Source organism: Rhodoplanes sp. Z2-YC6860 (assembly GCF_001579845.1).
GTDB lineage: Bacteria > Pseudomonadota > Alphaproteobacteria > Rhizobiales > Xanthobacteraceae > Z2-YC6860.
The window spans coordinates 4,632,294-4,658,842 of record NZ_CP007440.1 but is presented as its reverse complement, the minus strand read 5'-3'; the positions used below and the strand labels follow the sequence as shown (position 1 = coordinate 4,658,842).

At 64.4% G+C, this 26,549-nt stretch carries 26 protein-coding genes; 10 read left to right on the top strand and 16 right to left on the bottom strand.

Features of this window, described 5'->3' with window-relative positions:
• Positions 1-5 precede the first annotated feature (5 nt).
• Entirely contained in the window at positions 6-341 is a 336-nt protein-coding gene (locus RHPLAN_RS40380) for a hypothetical protein (RefSeq protein ID WP_210180568.1), read from the bottom strand.
• Between RHPLAN_RS40380 and RHPLAN_RS40375 the strand changes: the two genes are divergently transcribed.
• Entirely contained in the window at positions 321-812 is a 492-nt protein-coding gene (locus RHPLAN_RS40375) for a hypothetical protein (RefSeq protein WP_210180567.1), read from the top strand. The two genes, RHPLAN_RS40380 and RHPLAN_RS40375, sit on opposite strands and share 21 nt — an antisense overlap.
• 219 nt (positions 813-1,031) lie before the next feature.
• Here the strand turns inward: RHPLAN_RS40375 and RHPLAN_RS21635 are convergent, their stop codons facing one another.
• The 7 genes from RHPLAN_RS21635 to RHPLAN_RS21605 all read right to left on the bottom strand — a co-directional run bounded on the left by RHPLAN_RS21635 (position 1,032) and on the right by RHPLAN_RS21605 (position 8,477).
• Positions 1,032-2,015 (bottom strand): Bug family tripartite tricarboxylate transporter substrate binding protein, encoded by a 984-nt coding sequence (locus RHPLAN_RS21635; RefSeq protein WP_084245315.1) that lies wholly within the window; start codon positions 2,013-2,015, stop codon positions 1,032-1,034.
• 379 nt (positions 2,016-2,394) lie between these two features.
• Positions 2,395-3,606 carry a lytic murein transglycosylase gene (locus tag RHPLAN_RS21630; RefSeq protein ID WP_068021776.1) on the bottom strand — a complete coding sequence of 404 codons (1,212 nt, stop codon included), beginning with the start codon at positions 3,604-3,606 and terminating at the stop codon, positions 2,395-2,397.
• A gap of 9 nt (positions 3,607-3,615) precedes the next feature.
• Positions 3,616-4,740, bottom strand: a complete 1,125-nt coding sequence (gene dprA, locus RHPLAN_RS21625) for a DNA-processing protein DprA (RefSeq protein WP_237179881.1) — start codon at positions 4,738-4,740, stop codon at positions 3,616-3,618.
• A gap of 410 nt (positions 4,741-5,150) precedes the next feature.
• Complete coding sequence (locus RHPLAN_RS21620) at positions 5,151-5,354, bottom strand: hypothetical protein (protein ID WP_068021774.1); 204 nt, start codon at positions 5,352-5,354, stop codon at positions 5,151-5,153.
• A 92-nt stretch (positions 5,355-5,446) separates the two neighbouring features.
• Positions 5,447-6,058: a glycerol-3-phosphate 1-O-acyltransferase PlsY gene (plsY, locus tag RHPLAN_RS21615; RefSeq protein ID WP_068021771.1), complete on the bottom strand. Its 612-nt coding sequence runs from the start codon at positions 6,056-6,058 to the stop codon at positions 5,447-5,449.
• Positions 6,059-6,083: 25 nt separating this feature from the next.
• A complete protein-coding gene (locus RHPLAN_RS21610) occupies positions 6,084-7,394 on the bottom strand; it encodes a dihydroorotase (protein WP_068021769.1) in 1,311 nt (436 codons plus the stop codon).
• A 129-nt stretch (positions 7,395-7,523) separates the two neighbouring features.
• A complete protein-coding gene (locus tag RHPLAN_RS21605) occupies positions 7,524-8,477 on the bottom strand; it encodes an aspartate carbamoyltransferase catalytic subunit (RefSeq protein WP_068021762.1) in 954 nt (317 codons plus the stop codon).
• Positions 8,478-8,614: 137 nt separating this feature from the next.
• On the opposite strand from RHPLAN_RS21605, the gene RHPLAN_RS21600 reads away from it, so the two are divergent.
• Entirely contained in the window at positions 8,615-10,261 is a 1,647-nt protein-coding gene (locus RHPLAN_RS21600; RefSeq protein ID WP_068021760.1) for an acyl-CoA dehydrogenase family protein, read from the top strand.
• 165 nt (positions 10,262-10,426) lie between these two features.
• Positions 10,427-10,840 (top strand): hypothetical protein, encoded by a 414-nt coding sequence (locus tag RHPLAN_RS21595; protein WP_068021757.1) that lies wholly within the window; start codon positions 10,427-10,429, stop codon positions 10,838-10,840.
• A 38-nt stretch (positions 10,841-10,878) separates the two neighbouring features.
• On the opposite strand, the gene ruvX is transcribed toward RHPLAN_RS21595, so the two are convergent.
• Both ruvX and RHPLAN_RS21585 read right to left on the bottom strand, forming a co-directional pair.
• The gene (ruvX, locus tag RHPLAN_RS21590; RefSeq protein ID WP_068021754.1) at positions 10,879-11,370 is read right to left on the bottom strand and encodes a Holliday junction resolvase RuvX; all 492 of its coding nucleotides are present in this window, start codon (positions 11,368-11,370) and stop codon (positions 10,879-10,881) included.
• A 17-nt stretch (positions 11,371-11,387) separates the two neighbouring features.
• A complete protein-coding gene (locus tag RHPLAN_RS21585) occupies positions 11,388-12,266 on the bottom strand; it encodes a VOC family protein (protein WP_084245313.1) in 879 nt (292 codons plus the stop codon).
• Between the two features lie 166 nt (positions 12,267-12,432).
• Here RHPLAN_RS21585 and gatC point away from each other — a divergent pair, with 166 nt between their 5' ends.
• The 5 genes from gatC to RHPLAN_RS21560 all read left to right on the top strand — a co-directional run bounded on the left by gatC (position 12,433) and on the right by RHPLAN_RS21560 (position 16,418).
• The gene (gatC, locus tag RHPLAN_RS21580) at positions 12,433-12,714 is read left to right on the top strand and encodes an Asp-tRNA(Asn)/Glu-tRNA(Gln) amidotransferase subunit GatC (RefSeq protein WP_068031634.1); all 282 of its coding nucleotides are present in this window, start codon (positions 12,433-12,435) and stop codon (positions 12,712-12,714) included.
• Positions 12,715-12,719: 5 nt separating this feature from the next.
• A complete protein-coding gene (locus RHPLAN_RS21575) occupies positions 12,720-12,950 on the top strand; it encodes a hypothetical protein (protein ID WP_157100397.1) in 231 nt (76 codons plus the stop codon).
• On the top strand, positions 12,947-14,425 hold the full coding sequence (gene gatA, locus RHPLAN_RS21570; protein ID WP_068021734.1) for an Asp-tRNA(Asn)/Glu-tRNA(Gln) amidotransferase subunit GatA: 1,479 nt from the start codon (positions 12,947-12,949) through the stop codon (positions 14,423-14,425). Before RHPLAN_RS21575 ends, gatA begins: the two co-directional genes overlap by 4 nt.
• A 3-nt stretch (positions 14,426-14,428) precedes the next feature.
• Complete coding sequence (locus RHPLAN_RS21565; RefSeq protein ID WP_068021731.1) at positions 14,429-14,713, top strand: hypothetical protein; 285 nt, start codon at positions 14,429-14,431, stop codon at positions 14,711-14,713.
• A 250-nt stretch (positions 14,714-14,963) separates the two neighbouring features.
• Complete coding sequence (locus RHPLAN_RS21560) at positions 14,964-16,418, top strand: patatin-like phospholipase family protein (protein ID WP_237179880.1); 1,455 nt, start codon at positions 14,964-14,966, stop codon at positions 16,416-16,418.
• Positions 16,419-16,425: 7 nt separating this feature from the next.
• Here RHPLAN_RS21560 and RHPLAN_RS21555 read toward each other — a convergent pair whose 3' ends face one another.
• From RHPLAN_RS21555 to RHPLAN_RS21530, 6 genes are all read right to left on the bottom strand, one after another.
• Positions 16,426-18,426: a hypothetical protein gene (locus RHPLAN_RS21555; protein ID WP_068031631.1), complete on the bottom strand. Its 2,001-nt coding sequence runs from the start codon at positions 18,424-18,426 to the stop codon at positions 16,426-16,428.
• A gap of 5 nt (positions 18,427-18,431) precedes the next feature.
• Positions 18,432-19,535, bottom strand: coding sequence for a DUF2272 domain-containing protein (locus RHPLAN_RS21550; protein ID WP_068021728.1), 1,104 nt, complete (start codon positions 19,533-19,535; stop codon positions 18,432-18,434).
• Between the two features lie 69 nt (positions 19,536-19,604).
• The gene (locus tag RHPLAN_RS21545; RefSeq protein ID WP_084245309.1) at positions 19,605-20,249 is read right to left on the bottom strand and encodes a c-type cytochrome; all 645 of its coding nucleotides are present in this window, start codon (positions 20,247-20,249) and stop codon (positions 19,605-19,607) included.
• Between the two features lie 239 nt (positions 20,250-20,488).
• Entirely contained in the window at positions 20,489-21,235 is a 747-nt protein-coding gene (locus RHPLAN_RS21540; RefSeq protein WP_068021726.1) for a molybdate ABC transporter substrate-binding protein, read from the bottom strand.
• A 66-nt stretch (positions 21,236-21,301) separates the two neighbouring features.
• Positions 21,302-21,988 carry a molybdate ABC transporter substrate-binding protein gene (gene modA, locus RHPLAN_RS21535; protein ID WP_068021724.1) on the bottom strand — a complete coding sequence of 229 codons (687 nt, stop codon included), beginning with the start codon at positions 21,986-21,988 and terminating at the stop codon, positions 21,302-21,304.
• Positions 21,985-22,983, bottom strand: a complete 999-nt coding sequence (locus RHPLAN_RS21530; protein WP_068021723.1) for a tripartite tricarboxylate transporter substrate binding protein — start codon at positions 22,981-22,983, stop codon at positions 21,985-21,987. Before RHPLAN_RS21530 ends, modA begins: the two co-directional genes overlap by 4 nt.
• Positions 22,984-23,113: 130 nt before the next feature.
• On the opposite strand from RHPLAN_RS21530, the gene gatB reads away from it, so the two are divergent.
• Together gatB and RHPLAN_RS21520 are read left to right on the top strand one after the other, a co-directional pair.
• The gene (gene gatB, locus RHPLAN_RS21525; protein WP_068021722.1) at positions 23,114-24,586 is read left to right on the top strand and encodes an Asp-tRNA(Asn)/Glu-tRNA(Gln) amidotransferase subunit GatB; all 1,473 of its coding nucleotides are present in this window, start codon (positions 23,114-23,116) and stop codon (positions 24,584-24,586) included.
• 1,137 nt (positions 24,587-25,723) lie between these two features.
• Positions 25,724-26,359 (top strand): glutathione S-transferase family protein, encoded by a 636-nt coding sequence (locus RHPLAN_RS21520; protein ID WP_237180207.1) that lies wholly within the window; start codon positions 25,724-25,726, stop codon positions 26,357-26,359.
• Positions 26,360-26,549 lie beyond the last annotated feature (190 nt).

Here is a 26,549-nt window from a genome sequence, read left to right as displayed (position 1 = left end):
CAAATTCAACCGGCCGGCGTTTCGGATTCGACCGGCGCGTTTTGTCGCCAGCGCCGGCCACGTTGCGAGAGGTGATCGATCCACCAATCGCACTGCCAGTCTTCATAGCCGAACAGCATGCCCTCGAGCCGCTCGAACGTCTCGTTCCACCCTTTGGCGGATGCCCGCCAGATCAGCTTATGCGCGGGAATGCGCCATTCCTCGCCCTTCGGCGTGTAGAAGACCGTCCGCGTGCCAAGATACCCTTTGGCGGGAACATCGAATGGCTCGATGACGACTTCCCGATGCAGCATGCCTTTGTCCACCCATTGATCGAATCGATGCTCGCCGTCGAACGTCATGGGTGGATACGCGTGCGTCATGCGCGCGAGCTTTTTGCGGCCATCCAAGAGAAGCGGCAACTCATACCGCGTGTGGATCAGGTATGGCGCTTCGTTGAGGGGCTCCCATCGGAAAAGTTCGACGGTGAGATCGGTGGACTTGAACTCGGAACGATCGAATTTGACGCCGAGGTGCGCGACCAATTTTGCGAGCTGGTCATCGTCGGGATAGTAGAGATGGTGCAGCTCCGGATCGTGGTCCACGTCTCCCGCAAGGATCGCGCGAAGGGCCTCGATGTCAGCGACGTGAAACAGCGTCTGCGCAATGGGGCACCACAAGTCGCAGTCGAATGCTTGCAGGATAAAGTGATTGGAACGCAGCGAGGAAGGCATTCTGGCCGGCCAGTTCAGACGAGGCAGCGCAATCTCAATTATGGCCGATCCAACGCAAACTGCTCGTCATTGTCATGGGCACGCCTAATCAGGGATTAACCGCCGGGTCGCTGGGACGTTTTCGTCTCTCTTGACCGTCCAGCGGCCTGGATGCTCTGCGCTGTAGAACTCGGTCGGGCTCCGGTAGGTGACCAATTCGGCTCGGCCGAAGCGGCAGGCGCGACGACGGCCGCGATGATTCCCGGCAGAGAACCAAACATCATGGAGTTGTGCTCGCGTGTTCGGGGGGATCCATGGTGCAAACGGCAGCGCAGCGGCTCAGTCCGTGAGGATTTTCAACCGGCGTACCAAAGCTTCGTTACGCTCCGAGTCGCGGGCGATCTCCGTCTCGAACTCCTTGGCAAACAACGGCGCCGGCACTGCGCCGACATCCTGCAGTTCTTTAACCGCGACCGGATCAGCCAGAATCTCCCATACATCGTTCCGCAGCTTTTCGATCACCGCGGCCGAGGTTCCCGCCTTGATGAACAGCCCGGTCCAAATGTTGGCTTCGAAGTCGGGGACGCCGCCTTCGGCAATCGTCGGCCAGTCCGGAAGGAACGGCAGACGCGATTTCGTGGACAGTCCGATCACCTTGACGTTGCCCGATTGCACCAACGGCGCTGCGGACGACACGGCAATCACCGCGAGGCCGACATGGCCCCCGGCCGCGGCCGCAGCGGCGGCCGGACCGCCGCTATAAGGGATATGCCGGATATCGATCCCGGCCTTCGAGCCGAAATATTCTCCGACGAGGTGCGGCGACGAGCCGGTGCCTGCCGTTGCGAAGGTGATGCCGCCCGGGTCGGCCTTCGCCGCCTGGATGAGCTGCTGCACCGTGCTGTACGGCGCCTTGGTCGGCGCGACCAGCACGACAGGATTGAACGTCAGGCGGGCAATCGGAACGATGTCGGTGTCGTAGGACGGCTGCCAGCTCTTCAAGACGAAACGGTTGATGGTGAAATCGGAGTCGGCGGCCACGAGCACAGACGCGCCGTCGGCGGCTGCCTGTAACGTTGCCCGCACGGCGATGACACCGCCGCCGCCAGGCCGGTTCTCGACGACGACCTGTTCCTTCCAGCGTCTGGAGAGATGCTGGCCGATGACCCGCGCCGCGATGTCGGCAACGCCGCCCGGCGGACGGCCGACCAGCAGATGGACCGGCTTGTCGGGGTAAGTGCCTTGAGCCGACACAGGAATATTCGAGAGTGATGCCGCGGCTGCGGCCAACAGCGCGGCAATCGACAGGCGAATTCGAGACATGGCTTTCCTTTCACCGAAGCGGTTCGGTGTTGCTTTCGAGTTGAACGAGATTGGATTGCGCGCGTCAGCGCGCGATGACACGCCTCAACAGAGGAGGCTCGCGCAAACTGCGTCGGTGGCAGACATCAAAGGCAGAACGATCATTTCCTGACTCGGATCTTTGACGCTCAAGCGCAGTCTGTTTTTGATGACTGCTTCAAAAGCGGCACGTCACGTCTTCATTGCGTTGCAGCAGTTCGTCACTGCGCTGCAACGAAGTCAATCGAACCGAAAAAATAAGAAGAAGACTGCTGCAGTCGTGAGTTCGAGCATGAGGTGCGTGCTAGCAGAGCCAGCACATGGCAAAGGAAAATTCATCCCGCCACGAACGCCGCTGCTTCTAGGGCTGCCGCTTGACGCCCATCTTGTCGAGCAGCGCCGCATTCGGCTGGCCGTCGGTGACGAGGCCGTACTTCTTCTGCTCGGCGCGCACGAAGTCGCGCATCTTGAAATCGATATGTGCGGTGAAGCGGGTCTGGTCGTAGCCGAGCTCGGCGAGGCGCTTCTGCAGCGCGATCCGGTCGTCGCGGGGCAGTTGCGTCGGCTCCTTCGGCCAGGGCGTTTTGGTGGTGCCGCTGCCGCCCTGCATCATGTCGGACAGCGTGCCGATGGCGAGCGCATAGACGTCGGAGTCGTTGTAGTCCTTGATAACTTCGAAGTTCGGCGTGACGATGAAGGCCGGACCGGGCAGGCCTGCCGGAAAAAACAAAATGCCGTCACCGTTTGCCGGGTAGGGTTTGCCATCGGCGCGCCTGACGCCGAGCGTGGCCCATTCCTCGAACGTCGCCCGGCTTTTCATCAGGTCGAATTCCTTGGGCACCGAAACCTCGAAGCCCCAAGGCACGCCCCATTTCCAGCCGCCAGCGGCCCTGGAGAAATAGTTCGCCATGGACGCCAGAACGTCCGGCACGCTGGTCCAGATGTCGCGCTTGCCGTCACCGTCGAAATCGATGGCGTATTCGACGAAGTTGCTCGGCATGAACTGAGGCTGGCCCATGGCGCCGGCCCAGGAGGTGGCGAATTTTTCGCGCGCGATATGGCCGTCCTGGATGATGCGGAGTGCGACCAGGAGTTCGTTGCGGAAATAAGGATCGCGGTATTTCACGAAGGCAAGCGTCGCGAGCGACCGGATGCCGTCCCATTTGTCCTTGAGGGCACCGTAGGACGTTTCCATGCCCCAGATCGCGAGGATCACCCAGCGCTCGACCTTGAAGCGCTTCTCGATGGCGTCCAAGGTCTGACGCCACTGCGTCTCCTTCTTCTGCCCTTCCTTCAGGTTCGTCACCGATGCGGCCGAGGTGACGTAGGCGCCGGCCGGCTTGTTGTATTCGGGCTGCTTCTTGGTGGTCGCGATCACCCGGGCGTCCGGAGTGACGTCGGCGAAGGCTTTGGCGAAGGTGATGCGGGTGATGCCCTTGGCCTGGGCGTCCTTCCACAGTTCGGTGACGAACTGATCGAAGTCGAGACCGCGGGTGTGGACGATCTGCGCCTGCGCGGATGTGGCGAGCGCGAGAGCAGGCAGGGAAAGGGCGAAGGTGCGACGCGAAATCATGGGCACAGTTTACACCAGCGACACGAGCCCGCCGCCATGGCGTTCCAGGCGACCGGCGAGTTCCAGTTCCAGCAGCACGATGCGCACGGTCGCGGGTGAGGACTGCGACAGCCGGACCAGGTCGTCGACGCTGACCGGTGCGGGACCTAGGAGGCCGATGATGCGCTGTCTCTGATCACCCGGAGGCTCGCCTCCAGCCAAGGGATCGCCGCTGGGTTCCTCAAAGCCGCCGCCGACCTGCTGCCCCAGGATCGGCCGCACCACCGCCAGCACATCGGCTGCTTCCGTACAGAGCGTCGCGCCCTGCTTGAGCAGGCCATTGGTGCCTTCGGCGCGCGGATCGAGCGGTGAGCCCGGCACCGCGAACACTTCGCGGCCCTGTTCGGCAGCCATCCGCGCGGTGATCAGCGAGCCCGAGCGCTGCGCCGCCTCGACGATGATCACGCCTACCGAAAGCCCGGAGATCAGCCGGTTGCGGCGGGGAAAGTCGGCCGCGCGCGGCCGCCAGCCGAGCGGCATCTCGGTGACGGCCGCGCCATTCGGCAGGATCTGTTCGAGCAGCGGCACGTGCTCGGATGGATAGATATTGTCGTGGCCGCCGGCCAGCACCGCGACCGTGCCGCTTGCAACACTCGCGCGATGCGCGCCGGCATCGATGCCGCGGGCCAGTCCCGACACGATGATGAAGCCCGCGGCGCCAAGTTCGTGGGCGATGCGCTCGGCGAATTTTACGCCGGCCGCCGACGCGTTGCGCGAGCCGACTAGCGCGATCATGTGCGATGTCAGCACCGAGGCCTTGCCGCGCACGCCGATGAGCGGCGGCGCATCGTCGATCATGCGCAGCCGCGCCGGATAGTCTGGCTCGCTGAGCGCGATCAGCGAGATGCCTCGCCGCTGCGACGCTTCAAGCTCGCGTTCTGCGTCGGATACGCTGCAAATGCGGATCGGCTTGCTCGCGCCGCCACGCTGGGCGAGGCCCGGCAAAGCCTCGAGCGCAGCGCGCGCGCTGCCATAGCGATTGATCAGCGTGCGAAAGGTGATCGGCCCGACATTGCTGCTGCGGATCAGCCGCAGCCAGTCGAGCCGCTGGCTGTCGGTCAGCTTCACATCGGTCTTCAACTGCCTGGTCGACACCCGCTCGCCCTCCGCGACGCGGGCAGAATGGCGCGGCAAGAGGCGTGGTTACAACCGTCAATTGGGCGCGGTGGGACAGTCGATTGATGGGAAGATCGAGGAGTGTTGCTCGTTGATATCTACGAAACATAAACCACCCATGTTCAACATATGCGCCAGTCACAGGGCGCTGCCGTGAAAAAGCTGGAGTGGTACGAAGTCCTGGAACCGCGCGCGGCGGTCATCGCGGGCGTGATCGGCCTCGCGGTCGTGTACCCACAACCTATTGGGCATACCACGCCGGATATGAATTCTGGGGCTATAGCCCTCCACAATGGAAGAATTTCGGCACCGCGATAGACGTGTTCGGATTTGCCGTTCCGTACCTTCTGGTGAAATGGTTGTCGAAACGGCGCCCTTGGGAAATCGAACTAGAGCATCGGCTCGCTGGCTTCCGTGCCTTCGACCGAAATCGTCACCGGGTGGCCCTGTTTGATGGCGTTCGACGCCGGCGTCACAGCGGCTTCGAATGCCGCTTCTTTGCTGGAATAATCGCCCGACAGCTTGCCGTCGTGACGGATTGCCCAACGGCTGCAGCCGTTCATTTTGACGATGCTATAATACGCGCGTTCCATGGCACGCCTCCCTCAGGCGATCAAAACCGGCCGGTCCATGACCGGTTCCGCGGCGTCACAGCAAGGCTCGTATGAGTTTTCGCCGACCGTCGTCAGGCTTCCGGCGCGGCCGTCTTGGATTGGCCGATTTTGGACTCGGTGCCGGCCAAAAGCCGCTGGATGTTGGCGCGGTGCATGTACCAGACCAGCGCGGTGAGTGCGGCAAACAACAGCGCGGCGTTGCCGCCGACCATGAACGCCAGCACCACGGGCGTGAGCCCGCTTGCGGCCAGTCCCGACAGCGACGAATAGCGCGTGAGCCAGGCGACGACGCCCCAGACCACGCCGAAGATCAGCGCAGCGATCCACGACACCGCGAGCAGCACGCCGATATAGGTCGCGACGCCTTTGCCGCCTTTGAATTTCAGCCACACCGGAAAGATGTGGCCAACGACCGCGCCGAGCGCCGCGATCAGGCCGGCATCGGAGCCGGCCCACCATCGCATCAGCAGCACGGCAACAGTGCCTTTCAGCATGTCGCCGAGCAGCGTGCCGGCCGCGAGACCTTTGCGGCCGGTGCGCAGCACGTTGGTGGCGCCGATATTGCCGGAGCCGATCGAGCGGATGTCGCCCGCGCCAGTAAATTTCGTCAGCAGCAGGCCGAACGGGACCGAACCGAGCGCATAGCCGACCACGAATGCGATGATGATCTGGGACGTGTCCAAGGCCGTTCTCCTGGCGGAAAGGCTGTCACACGTATTCGTAGACGGTGCGGCCGCCGACGATGGTGCGCACCGCGCGGCCCTGCATCCGGGCCTCGTCGAACGGCGTGTTGCGGCACTTCGACTTCAACTCGTCACGGTCGAGAATCCAGGGCTCATCGGGATCGATCACCACCACGTCGGCGGGGGCGCCGGGCCGCAGGGTGCCGCCAGGAAGCCCCAGAAGCTCAGCGGGCTTGGTCGACAGCGCCTTGAGCGCGGTCATGAGCTTGAGATCGCCGCCGTGCACGAGCCGCAGAACGGCCGGCAGCATGGTCTCGATGCCGATCGCGCCCGGCGCGGCTTCGGCGAAGGGCAGGCGCTTCACCTCGACGTCCTGCGGGTTGTGGTCGGACATCACCACGTCGATCAAACCTTGCTCCAGCGCATCGAGCAGGGCACGGCGGTCCTCTTCGTTGCGCAGGGGCGGCGACAGCTTGAAAAAGGTGCGGTAGGCGCCAACGTCGTTCTCGTTCAGCGCCAGATGATTGATCGAGGCCGATGCGGTGACCGACAGGCCTGCGTCCTTGGCGCGCCTGAGCACGTCGAGCGAATCCGAGCACGTCACGGAGGCGGCGTGATAGCGGCCTTCGGTGAGACCGACGAGCCGCATGTCGCGCTCGAGCATGATGGTCTCGGCGGCCTTCGGCGCTCCGATCAGGCCGAGGCGGGCGGCGAACTCGCCTTCGTTCATGACGCCTTCGCCGGTGAGGTCGGGGTCTTCGGTGTGGTGCGCGATCAGCGCGTCGAAGTCGCGCGCGTAGGTCAGCGCCCGGCGCATCACCTGCGCGTCGGTGACGCTGCGCGCGCCGTCCGTGAAGCCGACCGCGCCTGCGGCCTTGAGGAGGCCGATCTCGGTCATCTCCTCGCCCTTGAGCCCTTTGGTAAGCGCTGCCATCACCAGCACATTCACGATGCCGGTGTCCCGCGCGCGGCGCTGGATGAAATCCACGATGGTAGGATCGTCGATCGCGGGCTCGGTGTCGGGCTGACAGACGATGGTGGTGACGCCGCCCGCGGCCGCAGCCTGGGTCGCCGATGCAATGGTCTCGCGGCCTTCGGCGCCGGGCTCGCCGACGAAGGCGCGCATGTCGATCAGGCCGGGCGCTGCAATCTTGCCGCGGCAATCGACCACCTCGGTGCCCTCCGGCACGCCGGCCGCGCCAATGCCGCGCTTGGCCTCGCGGACCACGCCGTCGGCCAGGAGCAGATCGCCGGTCAAATCGAGGTCGCGCGACGGATCCATGATCCGCGCATTGGCGAGCAGGATCGGGCGGCGGTCGCGGCGGTCAATCAGCATGAAGCTTGCTCCGTCATTCCGGGGCGCTCGCGAAGCGAGCGAACCCGGAATCCAGACGAGAAGTCGGAGTATGCAACTGGATTCCGGGTTCGCCGCTTCGCGGCGCCCCGGAATGACAAGTGGAGAGGATTACGCATTCGGCAGATTTCGCGACAGCGCTTCGAGCACCGCCATGCGGACCGCGACGCCCATCTCGACCTGCTCGCGGATGAGCGACTGCGCGCCGTCGGCGACGATGGAGTCGATCTCAACGCCGCGGTTCATCGGCCCGGGATGCATCACCAGCGCGTCGGGCTTGGCGTAAGCGAGCTTCTTCTGGTCGAGCCCGAAATAAGCGGCGTATTCCTGCACCGACGGCACGAAGGAGCCGTTCATCCGCTCGCGCTGCAAACGCAGCATCATCACGATATCGCAGCCCGAGAGCCCCTCGCGCATGTCGCGGGTCACCTCCACGCCGAAGCGCTCGATGCCAGGTGGCAGCAGCGTCGACGGCGCCACCACGCGGACGCGGGCGCCGAGCGTGTTGAGCAGGATGATGTTGGAGCGTGCGACGCGCGAATGCAGGATGTCGCCGCAGATCGCGACCGTAAGGCCTTCGATACGGCCCTTGCGCCGGCGGATGGTCAGCGCATCGAGCAGCGCCTGGGTCGGGTGCTCGTGCTGGCCGTCGCCGGCGTTGATCACCGAGCAATCGACCTTCTGCGCAAGCAGCGCCACCGCGCCCGAGGCGTGGTGGCGCATCACGATCAGGTCGGGATGCATGGCGTTGAGCGTCACCGCGGTGTCGATCAGGGTCTCGCCCTTGCGGATCGAGGACGATGACACCGACATGTTCATCACGTCGGCGCCGAGCCGCTTGCCGGCGAGCTCGAACGAGGCCTGGGTGCGGGTCGAGGCCTCGAAGAACATGTTGATGAGGGTGCGGCCGCGCAGCGAAGCGGTCTTCTTCTCGATCTGGCGGTTGAGGGTGACGAACTCCTCGGCGAGATCGAGCAATCCCACGATATCGTCGTGCGAAAGCCCCTCGATTCCCAGCAAATGGCGGCTGCTGAGGACGAAGGTGGACTTGTGGGCGATGTTCATTAAAGCCTGTCGTATAGGCTCACCCGGTACCCCCCGCAAGGGCAGAAGCTCCGGCATCCCCAGCCCAAAATGGCACCGCGACGGCAGCCGCACGGATCGCCGCATTCCTGGTAAAATTGTCGGGAATCGCCAGGCCAATGACACAGTCCGACACACCGGAAGTTCCCAACCAGTCGCCGCCCTATGCGGACGTCGACCTCTACGGCGGCGACCGCGCGCTGCAGGAAGCCGTGATGTCCAACGGCGCCGAGGCCGACGGCCCGGCGCTGGGCGCCTTTGGCCGCCGTTGGGGCTCGGCTGCGATGTTCGACATGGCGCAGCTGGCGAACGAATTTCCGCCCCGGCTGAAAACCTTCGACGCCAAGGGCCGACGGAGCGACACCGTCGAGTTTCATCAGGCCTACCACCGCTTCATGACCGAGAGCATCTCGGCAGGGCTCCACGCCTCGACCTGGCAGCCGGATGCGACGCGGGCGAGGGCGCCCGCCGAGGTGGTGCGCGCGGCGCGCTTCTACATGGTGGCGCAGGTCGAGAACGGGCACATGTGCCCGGTGACGATGACGCGGGCCGCCGTGGCGGGCTTCGGCGGCGAAGCTTCTCTCGTGAAGATGCTGATGCCGAAACTGATGTCGCGGCACTACGACCCGATGCTGCGGCCGTGGCGCGAGAAGATCGGCATCACGCTCGGCATGGGCATGACCGAGAAGCAGGGCGGCACCGACGTGCGCAGCAACACCACGCGCGCCGAGCCGGATGGTGACGCCTATCGCATCACGGGCCACAAGTGGTTCATGTCGGCGCCGATGTGCGACGCATTTCTGGTGCTGGCCCAGGCGCCGGGCGGATTGACGTGCTTTTTTCTGCCGCGCTTTACACCGGACGGACACATCAACGGGCTGCGATTCCAACGCCTCAAAGACAAGCTCGGCAACCGCTCCAACGCCTCGTCGGAAGTCGAATTCGACAACGCTTATGCACTCAAGGTCGGTGACGAAGGTGCCGGCATCCGCACCATCCTGCCGATGGTGCAGTTGACGCGGCTCGATTGCGCGATCTCATCCGCCGGCATGATGCGCGCCGCGGTGGCGCAGGCGATGCATCACTGCCGCCATCGCAGCGTGTTCGGCAAGCCGCTCGCCGAACAGCCGATGATGCGAACGGTGCTGGCCGACATGGCGCTGGAGGTGGAGGGTGCGGTCGCGTCGGTGATGCGGCTCTGCCGGTCCTTTGATCTTGGGGCGACATCGCCGACCGAAGCGGCGCGCGCCAGGCTGCTGACGCCGGCGATCAAATACGCGGTGTGCAAGACGGCGCCGGCGTTGGTCTATGAAGCCATGGAGTGCCTTGGCGGCAACGGTTACGTCGAGGAGCTTTCCATGGCGCGGCTCTATCGCGAGGCTCCGGTCAACGCCATCTGGGAAGGCTCGGGCAACGTCATGAGCCTCGATGTGTTGCGCGCATTTGGCCGCGAGCGCGAGGCGGCAAGTGCCGTGATCGCGGAGCTTGCCCGCGAGGCCAAGTCATTGCCCGGCGCCCCTGAGGCCGCCGAGTGGATCGTCAAAACGTTGACGATGGAAACCAATGAAGCCGCCGCGCGTGCTGCGACCGAACGGCTGGCGCAGCTTGCGGCTGCCGCGGCGCTCGCTGCGGGCCCGGCTGGAAAGCTCGCGGCGACCTATGCGCGCACCCGCCTTCGGGACGGCCGGCTTGGTGCGACCTACGGCACGGCCGGGCTTGATGCGGCCGAAACGTTATTGGTGATCAACAGGATCCTTCCAGCCTGACTTTGGTTCCCGCAATTCACGGCAACGTGTGCGGAATCTCTGCGATCCCGCCGCGTGTTGCGGAGGAACAACAGATTTAAAGCGGCGTTGGTAGCCGAACCCGCGAGCGCGTTTCAGCCGCGGGCGGGCGGCGTAATGCCCGATCGAGCGACACAGGAGATTGCCATGAATACTTTTGCCAAATCTGCACTGGTGCTTGGCGCGGTGGGCGCGCTTGCGCTCGCTTCGGTGACGTCATCGGAAGCGCGTGGCGGCCGCTGGGTCGCGGGTGCGGCGGGTCTCGCGGTGGGCGCGGCGGTCGGCGCCGCGGCGGCGAATGCGGCGTATGGCGGCTACTACGGGCCGGGCTACGCGTATGAACCGGGCTATGATTCGTATGCCTACGCGCCGGACTACGCCTACACGCCCGCTTACGATGCTCCGGCCTATGACGCTTATGCGTATGCGCCGGGCTACCGGTACCGCGGTCGGCATGTCGAGACCCGCTCGACACCACGTCACTACGACCCAGGCTCGGGTTACAACAGCAACACGGTCGCGCCGTGGCAGGATTGGAAGATGCAGGGGCGGGACTACTAAGGCACTGCATTGAGCACAAGAACGAAAGGGCCCGGCTATCAGCCGGGCCCTTCGCTCGTTGCGATGTGCGCGAGCCGGTCGAGGGCTCCTTGCAGAATGAAGATCGCGGCATGCTGATCGATCACCGCCGCGCGCTTTTTGCGGCTGACGTCAGCCGCAATCAACTCGCGCTCGACCGCTGCGGTCGACAGCCGCTCGTCCCACAACGCGATCGGCAAATCGGTGAGCCTGGAAAAATTGCGCGCGAAGGCGCGCACCGACTGGGCGCGGGGGCCCTCGCTGCCGTCCATGTTGAGCGGCAAGCCCAGCACAAATCCGACGCAGCGCCGCTCGGCCGCAAGCCCGAGCAGACGCTTGGCATCCTCGGTGAAGGTCTTGCGCATGACCGTCTCGACGCCGGTGGCGAGCCTGCGGTCGGCGTCCGACGTCGCTACACCAATGGTCTTGGTGCCGAGGTCGAGGCCGAGCAGGCTGCCGCGCGGCGGCAGGTGCGGAGCCGCGTCGGCCAAAGCGAGAATCGGAGCAGGCATGGGGCCGTTATAGCCGCTTAGCCCTTCACGATGCGAATGCGGGTGCCCCAGGGGTCGGCGGTCTCGACATGGCCGTGCGCAGCCTCAATGGGGGCGTTTGCGGCCTTGAGCCGGTCGCGGAGCGCATCGGCTGCGGCGGGCTCAGTTTCGATGGTGAACCAAGCCAACCCGGCATGGTTGCTGTCCCGTGCACCTGCGCCTTTGCTGTGCCAGACATTGGCGCCGACGTGATGGTGATAGCCGCCCGACGACATGAAGGTCGCGCCGCCGCGTCGCCGTGTCAGATCAAGACCGATCGCGCCGCGATAAAACGCTTCGGCCTGCTCGGTATTGCCGACGCGCAGATGAATATGCCCAATGCGCAGCCCTTCGGGCGCAGCCGGATAGGTGGCGGTCTCGCGATCGATCTCGTCGAGAATGGCCTCGATATCGAGATGGTTGGTCTGCATCACGACAAGCTTGTCTTCCCAGTGCCAGCGCTCGCGCGGCCGGTCGTTGTAGACCTCGATGCCATTGCCCTCGGGGTCGTCGAGATAGAAAGCCTCGCTTACGCCGTGGTCGGACGCGCCGGTGATCGGCACGCGGTTCTTCGCGATATGCATGATCCAGCGCGCGTGATCGGCGCGCGTCGGCATCAGGAAGGCCGTGTGATAGAGGCCCGCGGCTCCCGGATTGTCCGGAAGGGCGTCTGGCCGGTGCTCGAGCTCGAGCAACGTCACGCCGCCGGTGCCGAGCTTCGCGACCTTTTCGGTGCGCTCTTGGATCGTGAGCCCCAGCAGGCCCTGGTAGAAGCTTGAGAGCTTGTCGAGATCGCGCACCACCAGCCCGACCGAGCCGATGCGGAGCGGCGTGCGGTTGGCAAAAGTGGGCAGCGCCGAGGGGTTGGGAGCGTCCATGCGCCTCACTATATCGTGTCTGATGGTTTCCGCCGCAACTCGGTCCGGCAGCGCCCGTTTTTTGGGATCGGAACGGCAGTTGCCGGGGGATTCCGGCGTCTGCTATACGCGGCTTGAGGCTGGGCTCGTGGCCCGCCGGTGAAAGAGGCCGAAAGTGTCCAACGAAATCGACGCCGCAACCGTCCGCCGTATCGCGCGTCTGGCGCGGGTTGCGGTTGCCGACGACGAAGTCGAGCACCTGCGTGGCGAGATCAATGCCGTTCTGTCGTTCGTCGAGCAGTTGCAGCAGGTCGACGTCGAGGGCGTCGAGCCCATGACCTCGGTGATGCCGATGGTGATGAAAAAGCGCGCCGATGTGGTGAATGACGGCGAGAATGCCGACGCGGTGCTGCGCAACGCGCCGAATACGGACGGCAAGTACTTCCTCGTGCCGAAGGTGGTCGAATAATGTGCATGGCCTGTGAGGAGATGCAGCTGTTCTACGCTTATCTCGATGCGGTCGAGGAGGCGAAGAAGAAGGCGCAGCCGTGGGAGTGCCAAGTCACGGTGTTCCCGCAAGAGGACGAGCCGATCGGCGAACGGATTCCTCCAGTCGGGACCGCGCAGCCGGCCAAAGCAAACAAAAAGGCCACCAAATCGGCCAAGAGCCAGAAATCCGACTTTTCCTGCGACACCCCTGAATGAGTGAACTGACCGCGCTCACCATCGCGGCCGCGCGCGATGGGCTGAAGCAGAAGAAATTCTCCGCCGCTGAACTGGCCGACGCGCATCTTGCCGCGATGGAGAAGGCGCGCGCGCTCAACGCCTATGTGCTGGAGACTCCGGAGCGCGCCGCCGCGATGGCCAAGGCTTCCGACGCCCGCATCGCCAAGGGCGACGCCGGCCCGCTCGAAGGCGTGCCACTCGCCATCAAGGACATGTTCTGCACCGAAGGCGTGCGCACCACCGCCTGCTCGCACATCCTCGACAATTTCGTGCCGCCCTACGAGTCGACGGTCAGCGCCCATCTCTGGCGCGACGGCGCGGTGCTGCTCGGCAAGACCAACAACGACGAATTCGCCATGGGCTCGTCGAACGAGACGTCGTTCATGGGCAACGTCACGTCGCCGTGGCGGCGACAGGGCGCCAACACGCCGCTCGTGCCGGGCGGTTCGTCCGGCGGTTCGGCCGCGGCGGTCGCGGCGCGGCTTTGCCTGGGCGCCACCGGCACCGACACGGGCGGCTCGATTCGCCAGCCGGCAGCGTTCACCGGCATCGTCGGATTGAAGCCCACCTACGGCCGCTGTTCGCGCTGGGGCATCGTCGCATTCGCGTCCTCGCTCGATCAGGCCGGGCCGTTCGCGCGCACGGTGCGCGACACCGCGATCATGATGCGATCGATGGCGGGCCACGATCCGAAGGACACCACCTCGATCGACATCCCGGTGCCGGACTACGAGGCTGCGGTCGGCCAATCGATCAAGGGCAAGAAGATCGGCATTCCGAAGGAATACCGCGTCGACGGGATGCCGGCCGAAATCGAGCAGCTTTGGGAGCAGGGGCGCAAATGGCTCAAGGCCGCCGGCGCCGAGCTTGTCGAGGTATCGCTGCCGCACACCAAATACGCGCTGCCTGCTTATTACATCGTGGCGCCGGCCGAGGCCTCGTCGAACCTCGCGCGCTATGACGGCGTGCGTTACGGCGAGCGCGTGGCGGGCCGCGATATTGCGAGCATGTACGAGAACACGCGGGCCGGCGGCTTCGGCAAGGAGGTCCGCCGCCGCATCATGATCGGCACTTACGTGCTCTCGGCCGGCTACTACGATGCCTATTATCTGCGCGCCCAGAAGGTCCGCACGCTGATCAAGAAGGACTTCGAGGACTGCTTCGGGCAGGGCATCGACGCGATGCTCACTCCTGCGACGCCGTCGGCGGCGTTCGGCATCGGCGAGAAGGGCGGGGCCGATCCGATCGAGATGTATCTCAACGACGTCTTCACCGTGACGGTGAACATGGCAGGCCTGCCGGGCATTTCGGTGCCGGCCGGTCTCGACGGCCAGGGCCTGCCGCTCGGCCTGCAACTGATCGGCCGGCCTTTCGACGAGGAGACGCTGTTCTCGCTCGGCCAGGTGATCGAGGACGCTGCAGGCCATTACACGCCGGAGAAGTGGTGGGCCTGAGCCATGACGCCCGCCGCGTTCAAGCGCAGCTTGTCCAATGCGGTGCCGCCGAAAGAGGTCACGCCCGAATTGAAGGCGCTGTGGTGGGCCGGGAAGGGCGACTGGGACAAGGCGCACCGCTTGGCGATGGACCAGCACTCGCAGGATGCCGCGTGGGTGCATGCCTACCTCCACCGGGTGGAGGGTGACGACGGCAACGCCGGATATTGGTACCGGCAGGCGAAGCGGAAGCCGGTGACGATACCGCTCGATACCGAGTGGGAACTCATTGTTGTGGCTTTGCTTTAGTGAAATTTCGCCTGCGCGTTAACCAAAACGATGCGGCATTTCGGCCGTAAATCATTATTGGTTAACGATAATTTACTTGTTGCGCCGCGTGATTTGCGCGCCGATAAAGCACCCAAGAGGGCGAATAAGTCCCTCCATGAGGCCAGTTTTTTCAAGGCCGTCGGGGTCGCGTTTGATTGGGGCTTTGAGGTTTTTGCGCCAGGTTGCGTCCGCCACCGCGTTAGCGGTTCTGGTCGCGGGCTGTTCGTCATTGGCGAGTCGCGATCCGACCAATCAGCCGCTCACCGGTAACGCCGCCCAGGCGTTCGCCTCGAGCCGCCAGGATTCGGGAGCGGGCGACGACGTGGTTGTCGGGCTCGCCTTCTCTGGCGGCGGCATGCGCGCTGCGGCCTTTGCCCATGGCGTGCTCCGGGAACTCAACGACACGACGGTGCGGACGCGCATCGGAACGCATTCGCTGCTCGACAATGTCACGTTCGTCTCGGGTGTGTCCGGCGGCTCGGTCGCCGCGGCGTACTTCGGTCTGAAGAAGCGCGAGGCGCTCAACGACTTCCGCGAGAGGTTCCTGATCCGCAACGCGGAGGAGGGGCTCTCGACCAGCATCGATCCGGTCAATCTCGTGCGGGCGCTGGGCGGCGGCGTCAACGACGTGCGCGTGTTCGCCCGCTGGCTCGACCAGAACCTTTACAACGGCGCGACCTTCGCGGATTTCCGGAAAACGCCCGGCCCGCGCATCTGGATCAACGCTTCGGACATCTACAACCGCACGCCCTTTATTTACGGCGAGGCGTCGTTCATCTCGCTGTGCAGCGATCTCGCGTCCTATCCGATCGCAGACGCGGTCGCGGCTTCGGCCGCGGTGCCGATCGTGTTCACGCCGATGGTCATCAAGACCTATCCGAAGCAGTGCACCGATCAGCCGCCGGAATGGCTACAGCGGGCTTATGCGAGCCCGAACGCGCCACCGCTGCTCAAGGGCTTTGCCAACGCGCTGTACAGCTACCGCGACGGCACCACGAAGTATCTCAAGCTGGTCGACGGCGGCCTGGTCGACAACTTCGGCCTGTCGGGCTTCACCATTTCACGGCTCGCGGCGCGCGAGCCGCATGAGCCGCTGTCGCCCGAGCAGGCGGTGCGGCTCCGCCGCATGATGGTGGTGCTGGTCGATGCCGGCCGCGGACCCTCCGGCAACTGGGTGCAGACCGTGGATGGGCCGACCGGTTCCGAGCTGATCATGGCGGCGGCCGACACCGCCGGGCAGGCCAGCGTGAACGCAAGCTTCACGGCGTTCCAGTCGATCATGTCCGACTGGCAGCGCCAGCTCAGCGCTTGGCGCTGCAGCCTGTCGCCCGAACTGCGCAGACGCTACGGCGTGCCGGCCAACTGGAATTGCCGCGACATCAAGCTTGTCGTGACGCGCGTGGGCTTCGACCAGCTTGGGCCGGAACGCGCCAAAGCGCTCAATGCGGTCGACACACGGCTCAAGCTTCCGGTCGATCAGGTCGATGCCGTGATTGCCGCGGGCCGCGACGCGCTCGGCGTCAACTCGGCCTATCTCGAGTTCCTGAAGTCGGTCGGCGGCCGTACGCACCAGCCGGCCCCGATGCCGGGCGAACCGGCGGCGCCGGCGGAGTCGGCTCCGGTCGCAGCGTTCCCCGGCCTGCCGGATTTCACGCCCGCATCGTCATTCAGCGAGGCGCGATAGTTCGTCGTCAAGGCCTCGGCGGTCGCCGCCGCTCGGCGAACCACGGCCGGTATTTCGCCATCAGCACCTTCTGGCCTTGTGACGCCGACCGCTTGCACGTCGATGCCTCTTCGCTTCGCGGCTGAGCGCCCCAGCGCAGCTCGACGCAATCGTTCGGGTTGTAGGCCATCTCGAGATTCTGGGCGCGGTCGAACACATCCTTGAGCGACAGCGTCCACTGCGAGCCGTCGGTGCGCGGATAGCTGAACTTGCGATTGGGCAGCTCGGCGGCCAGCATGCTCTGCAATTCGTCCTTCACTTGCGCTGGGCTCTTGCCTGCCGGCATTGCGTAGCGCTCCGGTCGACGCGCCACGCGGTCCGGGTATCCGCGGACCACGTCGATCGCGATCAGCATGCGCAGATCTCGCGACGGCGTGGAGAAATCCTCCCACGCGCCGGTGGTCTCGAAGATCGCGGCGCCGTTCGGCATGCCGATCTCGCCGCGGCCGCTGTTCTGGTATTTGCGGCCGTTCTCCACCGAGGTCACGCGCACCTTCGATTGCTCTTCGAGCGAGTCGATCGCGTCTTTCATGGCAGTCAGAGGATTGAGCGGCTGCGGCGACATGACGTCGTCCATGCGATCGTAGAAGTCGTCGACGCTCATCTGCGCCTGCTCGAGCGAGAAGTCGCCATATTGCGGGTTCTTGGCGATTTCCTCGTTGGTCAGCCGCACCAGCGTGCTGCCCTTGCGTACAACGGGCCGGAAGCGCTTGAAGCCTGGGCCAGGGTCGCGGGAGAACAGGAAGTTGCCGCGCCAGAAGCGCTTCCTCGCCACCGTGCCGTCGGGTTGCCCGTCGACGGCGAGGATGATGCCGGCGTTCTGCTCGGTCTGCGCCACGCGGCGCACGATCATCAGGATATGGCCGTAAGGATCGGCATAGACCGTGCCCGGTCGCAGCGTCTCCTGGCTCAATCGCACCGGATAATAGTCGGTGTGGTTGTCGTTGAGGGCGGTGCGCGCCGATCCGGAATGCACGGCGCCGCCGATGACCGAGGCGTATTGGCCGAAGCCGCGGGCGAGGCCCAGACGCTGGGGCGCCGGCGCCACCGGAGCGCTCGCCGGCGGCGGGCTTGCGGCGACGGGTTCGCTGCGGGCATTCGAGAACAAGCCGCCGAAACCGCTCGACCGCGGACTCTCTGCGGCAGGCGGCGGCGCGGCCGCTTGAGCCGGCGCGGCGGGAGCAGGCGGCGGCTCAAGGCTCTGGATGTTGAACCATTGCGAACAGGTCGGCGCGCGTCCGCCGCCGCCGCGCGAGCATTTCGAATAACCGAACGGCAGGCCCACCTTGAAGGCGAAGTAGGCGCGCAGGAAATACGGCAGGTCGGCGCAGTCCGGCCGCAGCACGACCTTCATCGAGTCCTCATTGAGACCCAGATGATTGAACAGCAGGTTGCGCGACGGATCGCGCAACACCTCGTGCAGGGCGGGCCACGACAGTTCCTGATCGAGCGGCGCATCGAACAGCTTCTCGACCCAGGCCGAGAACAGATTTTCGGTGGCTTTGCTCCAGTTGTCGCGGATCGGCCATACGCTGCCCGCGACTGCGCTGGGCGGTGCCGGCCTGTCGGCGCGCACGGTGACTTCGCGTACGATCGGCCCGCATCCTGCGGGCGCCCCGTTGCGGTTGAGCGCTACGCGCCACTTGCCCGCAGCAGGCTGCTGCACTTCGCCGATCCAGAAGTAAGGCGGTCCGCCGTGGCGCTCGCGGGACGATGCTGCCACTTGGCCGTCCGGCGCGATCAGCGACAGTTCGCCATCGAGCGGCTTTTCGGAGGTGAACAGCACGCGCAGCGGCGCGCCACGCCATGGGGCGAGCGGCGAGGGCAGGACCGCGATCTCGCTCCCGCTCTCGCAACCTGCCTGCGCGCCCTGCGCTCTCAAGTCGGTCGCGGAAACGAAGAGCGCGAGCATGGCGCCCGTGATTGCCGGCAAAGCGGTTGTCAAACCCTTCGACTGCCATTCACCCATGATGCTCATCTCAGTTGCAACAGCACGAACCACTTCTTGTCATTCAGCGAGCAGGCCGGCTCATGGCCCGATGCATGCGCGCCTTCGGCCTCGGGCTGGCGCAGCGTCCAGGCGCGCCGGTCACTGCAAGAACTGCCCTGAGCGCCTGAGAACTTCAGATCGCGGCCATGCAGATTGAGCTTCCTGGCGGCCACGGCCTGATTGACGTTGCCGCCGATGGTGTACACCTTGCGCGCGCCCGCATCGATACGCGCCACGACCTCGCAATGCGCTCGGCGGACGGTCCGCGCATCGGTGCCGCCTTCCAGTTCCGATCGGATACGCTCGCGCACGTCGCTTTCTTTCAGGTCGGAGAGCGCGCCCTCGCGATGCGCGCAGATGATATCGCCGACCCGAGGCCTGGTGTTGGTCAGCGGGCAGGCGCGGTAGGCCTGTTCGCTCGCTTCGTGCTTCACCTCGCCGGCGCTGGTCGCAAAGGCATCGTAGATGAAAGCGCGGTGCGCGTTGGCAAAGTGGAACGCGTTCGGCGCAACGCCGGCCTGCTTGATGATGTAGCTGACGAAGGCCGCCGACCATGAGGTGTCGACGGCTGCGGCGCGGAGCGCGGTCTCGCGCAGCACCTCACGGGCAGCCGGATCGGTGACGCTGTCTGCGGCGCGCAGCAGTTCCGCGGCGCTGGTCCGCATCAGGGCGGCGTCCTGGCCGTCCTCACTGGAAACCGAGCCGTCGCGATAGCCGCGCACTTCGAGCTTGCTCGGCGCGTCTTCGCCATAAAGCGCCCGCCAGTATTTCATCACCTGCCACCAGCCGAGCTGGCCGAGCTTGGCGTGTGCCGAGCCGCCATCATCCTCCTCGTGTTCGGCCTCGGTCAGGCCGAAATGGAACAGCCGGCCGTTGGCGTCGATCTCGTGCCCGCCAAAATGATGGAACTCGTCGATGGCGGTCTGCGCGATGCGTTGCCCAAGCGGGCTCGCGGGCTTGGCCGCAGTGGCGTTGCAGGTGGCCTGGACGGCTTTCCAGAACGCAGTTCCGGCACGGTCGGGCTCGGCTGCGGCCGGCCGCAGGGCCAGACCTATCATCAGAACGACAGCGCAGAGCGCAACCCGCATGAACTCTCCCCGGGGGTGGTCGACGCCGCAGTATAACGCGTTCTGCCGTTATGGCTGGCTGTTTCGGCGTTAGCCGCCCTTATTCGGAGGTTTCTGCTGTTGATCGCCTTGCGGCTGCTGACCGCCTTCGGGCTTCTGATCGCCAGCTGGAGGCGGGGAAGCCGGCGCGGCGGCCTGTTTCGGCAGGGGAACGGGATTATCGGCGAGGGTCCGGAGGTAAGCGATGAGATCAGAGCGCTGCTTGTCACTCTGGACACCGGCAAAGGTCATTTTCGTGCCCGGAATGTAGCTCTGTGGATGGGTCAGGAATTTGTCGAGCTCACCGAAGTCCCATTTTCCACCTTTGGCCTTCATCGCTGCCGAGTAGTCATAGCCGGCTTCGGACGCTCGTTGCCGCTCGACGACGCCCCACAGATTGGGGCCGATGCGGTTTGGGCCGCCTTTCTCGAATGTGTGACATGTCTGGCAGACCCGGGTCACGGATTTGCCCCGGTCGGTATCTGCGCTGGCGAGCCGCTCTTCGATCGGCTTTTCCGGCTCCTTGGGCGCGGCCGCGCTTCCGGACGGGGTCTCTTCCTTGATCGCGACTTCGTATCCGGGCTTCGCCGGAATCTCGTCTGCGAAGATCGAGCCGGCAAACAGATGAAGCGCCTGCAGGCCCAGGCACGTCGCCAGCACTGCTCCCAAAACTTTATTCAGTTCGAATGTGTCCATGCGCCAAGGCTCGCGATGTCTCGCTCATCGTCGTCGCCCTGCTACGGACCAGAAAGTCCGCCAGTTTCGTAACCGCAAAACAGAGAGCTTGTTCCGTCGAGTTCATGATCGCTATGCGTCGGAACGAGCGATGTCAGCTCGCCAAGGATGGCGGCAACATCGAACCGCCTATGCGTTTCACGGAGGCGGCAAAGCCGGAGTGTTCGCCGTCTCGCAGTGACCCGTGAGCCGGGAGAATGCTATCCTGGAGACAGGCCGTGCTTCTTCAGCGTGTCCGCCCGCTCTTTTGCGGTGAGAAACGTCTGCAGCGCCTTGGCTGCACCTTGCTCCTTCGAGCCCGCGGGAATGCCGCCCGAGAACGTCGTGATCTGTTGCACGTCGTTGGGTATAGGCCCGAGAAAATCGATGCCCGGCTCGTGAATGAGCTCGCTGACCTGCTGGAAGCCGATCTCGGCGTCGCCGTTGCGGATCAGACCAGCGACAGGCACGCCCGGCTGCGTGATTTTCGTCTTGGCCTTGATCTGGTCTGCGATGCCCATCTTCTCAAACAGCTTCTGCATGTAGGCACCGCTCGGGCCCGTCGAATAGCCCACCGACTTCGCTGCAAGCAGCGCCTTCTTCAAGCCGTCGCCGGAGCTCAAGTCCGGCTTCGCAGTGCCGGGCTTGATCGCGATGCCGACGCCGGACTTGACCAGATCGGCCTTGGTGCCGGCTGCGATCTTGCCGTCCTTGAGGAAGGCGTCCATCTCGGGGCTCGCGACGATGATGACGTCGTAGGCCTCGCCGGCCGCAACCTTCTTCTTGATGTCGACCGTGCCGGCCCAGGTGATCGCGACTTTGTGGCCGGACGCTTTTTCGAATTGTGGAATGAGTTCGTTATAGGCTTCTTTCACCGCACCCGAGGCGAGCACCTTCAGCTCCGCCGCCTGGACAGCACCGGAGACGAGCAGGCCGCAGGCTGCGGCCACCAGCAGTTTGGCTTTCATGATGACCTCCCAGAGAATTTGTATTTTTGTGAAGTCTATCGGCTGAAAGCGCGGCGCGGTAGCGGGTCAGGGCGCCTCCAGCCCGTGCTTCTTCATCACGGCGAGGCCTGCCGGCGCGGTGAGGAATTTCACCAGCGCCTGCGCTTCGGTGGAGTGCTTCGCGCCGGTGTGAACGCCCGCGGTAAACACCGAAATGAGCTGCAGGTCCGGCGGCAGCCGGCCCACATAGTCGATGCCCTCGGCATGCGCGATCTCGCTGATCTGCTGGAAGCCGATCTCGGCCTCGCCGCTAGCCACCAGCGGCGCCACCGTGCCGCCCGAGGGGATCTGCTTGATCTTGGGCTTCACGGCATCAGCGATGCCGAGCCGTTCGAACAGCTTTTCCAGATAGACGCCGCTTGGCCCGGTCGAGAGGCCGACGCTCTTGGCGGCCAGCATGGTCTGCCGGAAGGCGTCCGAGGTGCCGACGTCCGGCTTCTTGGCGCCCTTGCGGACACCGATGCCGATGCCGGTCTTGGACAGATTGACGGCGCTGCCAGCGACGATCTTCTTCTGCTCCGTGAGGTCCTTGATCGAGGCGCTCGAGCTGATCACGAGATCGAACACCTCGCCATCGGCCATGCGCTTCATGATGTTCACGGTGCCGGCCCAGGTGGTCTCGACCTTATGGCCGTTCGTCGCTTCGAACTGCGGCACGAGCTCGAGATAGGCCTCGCGGGTGGCGAGCGACGATAGAACCGTGATGGTGCTCATTCATGAACCTTGATGTTGGCGCGCTTGATGACCGGCTCCCAGCGCTCCATCTCGGCTTTAAGATGCGCGGCGAGCTCGGCGGACGTTGAGCCGACGATGATGACGCCGAGCTTGTTGAGCCGTTCGCGAATGGCGGGCTCCTTCAGCACTGCGGCCGTGTCGGCCTGGATCTTCTCGACGATGGCAGTGGGCGTCTTGGCCGGGACCATGAAGGCGAACCACGACGACATGTCGTAGCCGGGCACGCCGCTTTCGGCGAGGGTCGGGACGTCGGGCGCCATCGACGCGCGGCTCGCGGTGGTCACGGCAAGCGCCCGGAGCTGGCCCTGCTGGGCGAGCGGCAGTCCTGAGGCCATCACGGCAAAGCTCATGTCGGTGCGGCCGGCGATCACATCGGTCAACGCCGCCGAGGCTCCGCGATAGGGCACGTGGGTGATGTCGATGCCGGCGAGATACTTGAACAGCTCGCCCGCCATGTGCGGCGAGCTGCCATGACCAGGCGTCCCGAAGGTGAGTTTGCCCGGATTGGCCTTGGCGAATGCAATCATCTCCGGAACGGTGCGGAACGGCGAGCTGTTCGGCACCACCATCAGGTTGGGATAGAGGCAGATCAGCGTCACCGGCGCGAAGTCAGCGATCGGATCGTAGCTGATCTTGTCGAACAGGAACTTGTTCACCGCGAGCCCGCCCGCGGTGATGTACATGGTGAGCCCGTCGGGATCGGAGCGCGCCACGTATTCCGAGGCGATGTTGCCGCCGGCGCCCGGCTTGTTTTCGACCACGACCTGCTGGCCCCAGATTTCCGACAGGCGTGCACCGACCACGCGACCGATGGTGTCGATGCCGCCGCCCGAGGTGAACGGCACCACGAGCTTCACGAAGCGCTGCGGCCAGTTCTGGGTCGCGGTCTGGGCGCGGATGAGGGTGGGATAGCCCGCGGCGAGCGCGGAGGCGGCTGCGAGCCTGATGATCTGGCGCCGGCTGAGCTTTTGCATTTCCGCCCCGCTGTCTTTTTGTGCGCCCGAACACTACTGGCGGGGCCGAACGCCGACAACCGTCACGCCGCATGCCTGCGGCCTTGACCTTGCGGGGATCAGAGGCGATGGACATTTAACGGAGCGGATTATGAACGTGCAGAGCAAGCCCTCGAAGCTGATCAAAGGCGGCACCGGCGACTGGGAGGTCGTAATCGGCATGGAGGTGCATGCCCAGGTCACCTCCAACGCCAAGCTGTTCTCTGGCGCTTCGACAGCGTTCGGCGGCGAGCCGAACAGTCATGTGTCGCTGGTCGATGCGGCGATGCCCGGCATGCTGCCCGTGATCAACGAGGAATGCGTCCGCCAGGCGGTTCGCACCGGTTTGGGACTGAATGCCAAGATCAATCTGCGTTCGGTGTTCGACCGCAAGAACTATTTCTACCCCGACCTGCCTCAGGGCTATCAGATCAGCCAGTACAAGCAGCCGATCGTGGGCGAGGGCGAGGTCACGGTGGCGATGCCGGATGGCGAGACCGTCACGATTGGCATCGAGCGGCTGCATCTCGAGCAGGACGCCGGCAAGTCGTTGCACGATCAGCATCCGGCCATGAGCGCGATCGACCTCAACCGGTCGGGCGTGGCGCTGATGGAGATCGTCTCGAAGCCGGATATCCGCTCGTCGGAGCAGGCGCAGGCTTATTTGGCCAAGCTGCAATCGATCCTGCGCTATCTCGGCACCTGCGACGGTGACATGGAGAAGGGCAACTTGCGCGCCGACGTCAACGTCTCGGTGCGTCGTGCCGGCGAAACGGGCCTGGGTACGCGTTGCGAAATCAAGAACATGAACTCGTTTCGCTTTATCGGCGAGGCCGTCGAGTACGAGGCGCGCCGGCAGATTGAGATCATCGAAGACGGAGGCGAGATCGTACAGGAAACCCGCCTTTACGATCCGGAAGCGGGCGAGACCCGCTCGATGCGGTCGAAGGAAGAGGCACACGATTACCGTTACTTCCCCGATCCTGATCTGCTGCCGCTCGAATTCGACCAGATCTACGTCGATGAACTGAAGCAACACCTGCCGGAACTTCCCGACCAGAAGCGGGCGCGGTTCGCCGCGGAGCTCGGGCTTTCGGCCTATGACGCCGACGTGCTGGTCGCCGAGAAGGCGCTCGCTGACTTTTTCGAGGAGCTCGCCAAGAGCCGCGACGCCAAGCTTGCCGCGAACTGGGTGCTCAACGACCTGACCGGCCGTTTGAACAAGGAAGGCAAGAGCATCGAAGATACGCCGGTGAGCGCCGCGCAGCTTGGCGCGATCCTCGATCTGATCGCCGAGGGGGCGATTTCCGGCAAGATTGCCAAGGACTTGTTCGAGATCGTGTGGTCCGAAGGCGGTGAACCGCGTGCGATCGTCGAGCAGCGCGGCATGAAGCAGGTCACCGACGTCGGCGCGATCGAGAAGGTGGTCGACGAGATCGTTGCCAAGAACCCTGACAAGGTTGCCGACGCCAAGAGCAATCCGAAAGCGATCGGCTGGTTCGTCGGTCAGGTGATGAAGGCTTCGGGCGGCAAGGCCAACCCGCAAGCGGTCAACGACGTGCTGAAGAAGAAGCTTGGGCTCTGACACGTACGCATCACTTGTTGCGGTGCATCGTTGGTTGCAGTCATCAACATTCGGATCGTTCAAACATCGGACGATGATGGTCGCTCACGCGCATCACCGACGCTTCGACTTCGTTGCGTGAGGGGCTTTTGACGAATCGAGTCGGCCCCCGATTCGCTCGTTTTGATCGTTTCATCGTCGATGCAATGCCCCTGAAGCGCTGTCTGTGGAAAAATTTTTTTGGTCAGTGCAGAACCGACACAGCGTCTTGATTTGCGCGCCACGCGCGCTGTGGATGACTGACGTCTTCACTCAATCGCACAACAAAATCCTCAGTCGGAAAATCCTGCAAGAACGCAGGCTGTATATGGGTTTTCACGAAGTTTGCTTTTTGCGCCGCTGATTGCGATGCGAGGTGCGCATTCGCGTCGTGCGTTGCGGTCATGCACATCATGGTGCGAGCGATCGCAGGCAGCGTTGGGTCTTGACGTACACGCTCCGTTAAGCGGGGTCAGTGTTTTTTTCATTCGTATCGGTGTAATCCGATTGCAGTGCATGTCGATCCTCGACTGCACTGTTCCGACATCGCCACATCCCGTGGCTAGGAGGGCAGCAAATGGCGAAGAAGCGCAAGGCGAAGAAGGCGAAGAAGACGAAGGCCCGGAAGAAGAAGTAGTCCGGCCTACGCGCTTCGACTTCACGTCGAACGTGACGTCATAGGTCTGGTGAGTGTCGCGCGTTGAGCGTTCAGCGATCGACGCAGGCCTCTTAAGGAAGCACTCTCAGGAGAAGTTTCCACGACCGATAGACGGCAGAGGGCGTCGACGAGACACAGGGTCTCGTCGACGCCCTCGGTGTTTTTGGGAATGGCTCAACCCGTCTGCACGGACCCGTGAGCGTGTTGTGTACGGGCACGGCCACAACGTGCTTTAGCTTCGCGATGTCCTCGGTGGGATACGGACGAGATCGAGCCTACGATCCTTGACGTGTGCAACGCAGCCGACCCAGCACGATATTGGGGCCCGCACCATGCCGATGAAGCAACAACGCAAGGCGTCGCCGAAGCCCGAGATCAAGCCGTCCAAAAAACCCAAGCCGTCCCGAAAGCCGATCGACCTCTACTTCTGGCCGACGCCGAACGGCTGGAAGATCTCGATCATGCTGGAGGAATGCAAGCTTCCCTACACCATGGTCCCTGTGAACATCGCCCGCGGCGAGCAATTCACCGACACCTTCCTGAAAATCTCGCCGAACAATCGCATGCCGGCGATCGTCGATCACGAAGGGCCGGGCGGCCGGCCGATCTCGGTGTTCGAGTCCGGCGCGATCCTGCAATATCTCGGTCGCAAGACCGGCCGGTTTTATCCGACGCAGGAGCGCGCCCGGGTGGCGGTCGACGAGTGGCTGTTCTGGCAGATGGCCAATCTCGGTCCGAAAGCCGGAGAGGCGGGTCATTACCGTCGCTACGCGCCCGAGCAGATTCCCTACGCCATCAAGCGCTATGGCGACGAACTCAACCGGCTTTACGGGGTGATGAACACCCGGCTGAAGGCGCATCGTTTTCTTGCTGGCGTCTACTCAATCGCCGACATGGCTTGCGTCGGGTGGATCCGCCACGCCGAGCGGCAAGGCGAGAGTTTTGCGGACTTCCCCCACCTCAAACGTTGGCTCGATGAGGTACGTGCGCGGCCCGCTGTTCAACGCGGGATGCACATCCGCATCGAGGAAGCGCGCAAAGTTGACGTCAGCGACCCGCAGGTGCGCGCAGTGCTGTTTGGCCAACGGGCCAGGTGAAGCCGCGGCTCAGATGAAGGGGCGGGTTGAGGCGATCCGCCGCCTGCGATTTGGTCCCGCGAGATCGCAGCCGAGATGTCGGACGCTCAGACCGGACAGGCTCGGCGCGACGGGCTCAAGGCCAATCCTGCGCCGGTGGCTCCGGTGATGTTCCGCGCCGCAGCCTGTGGCTTGGGTCCATGCAGCTGCT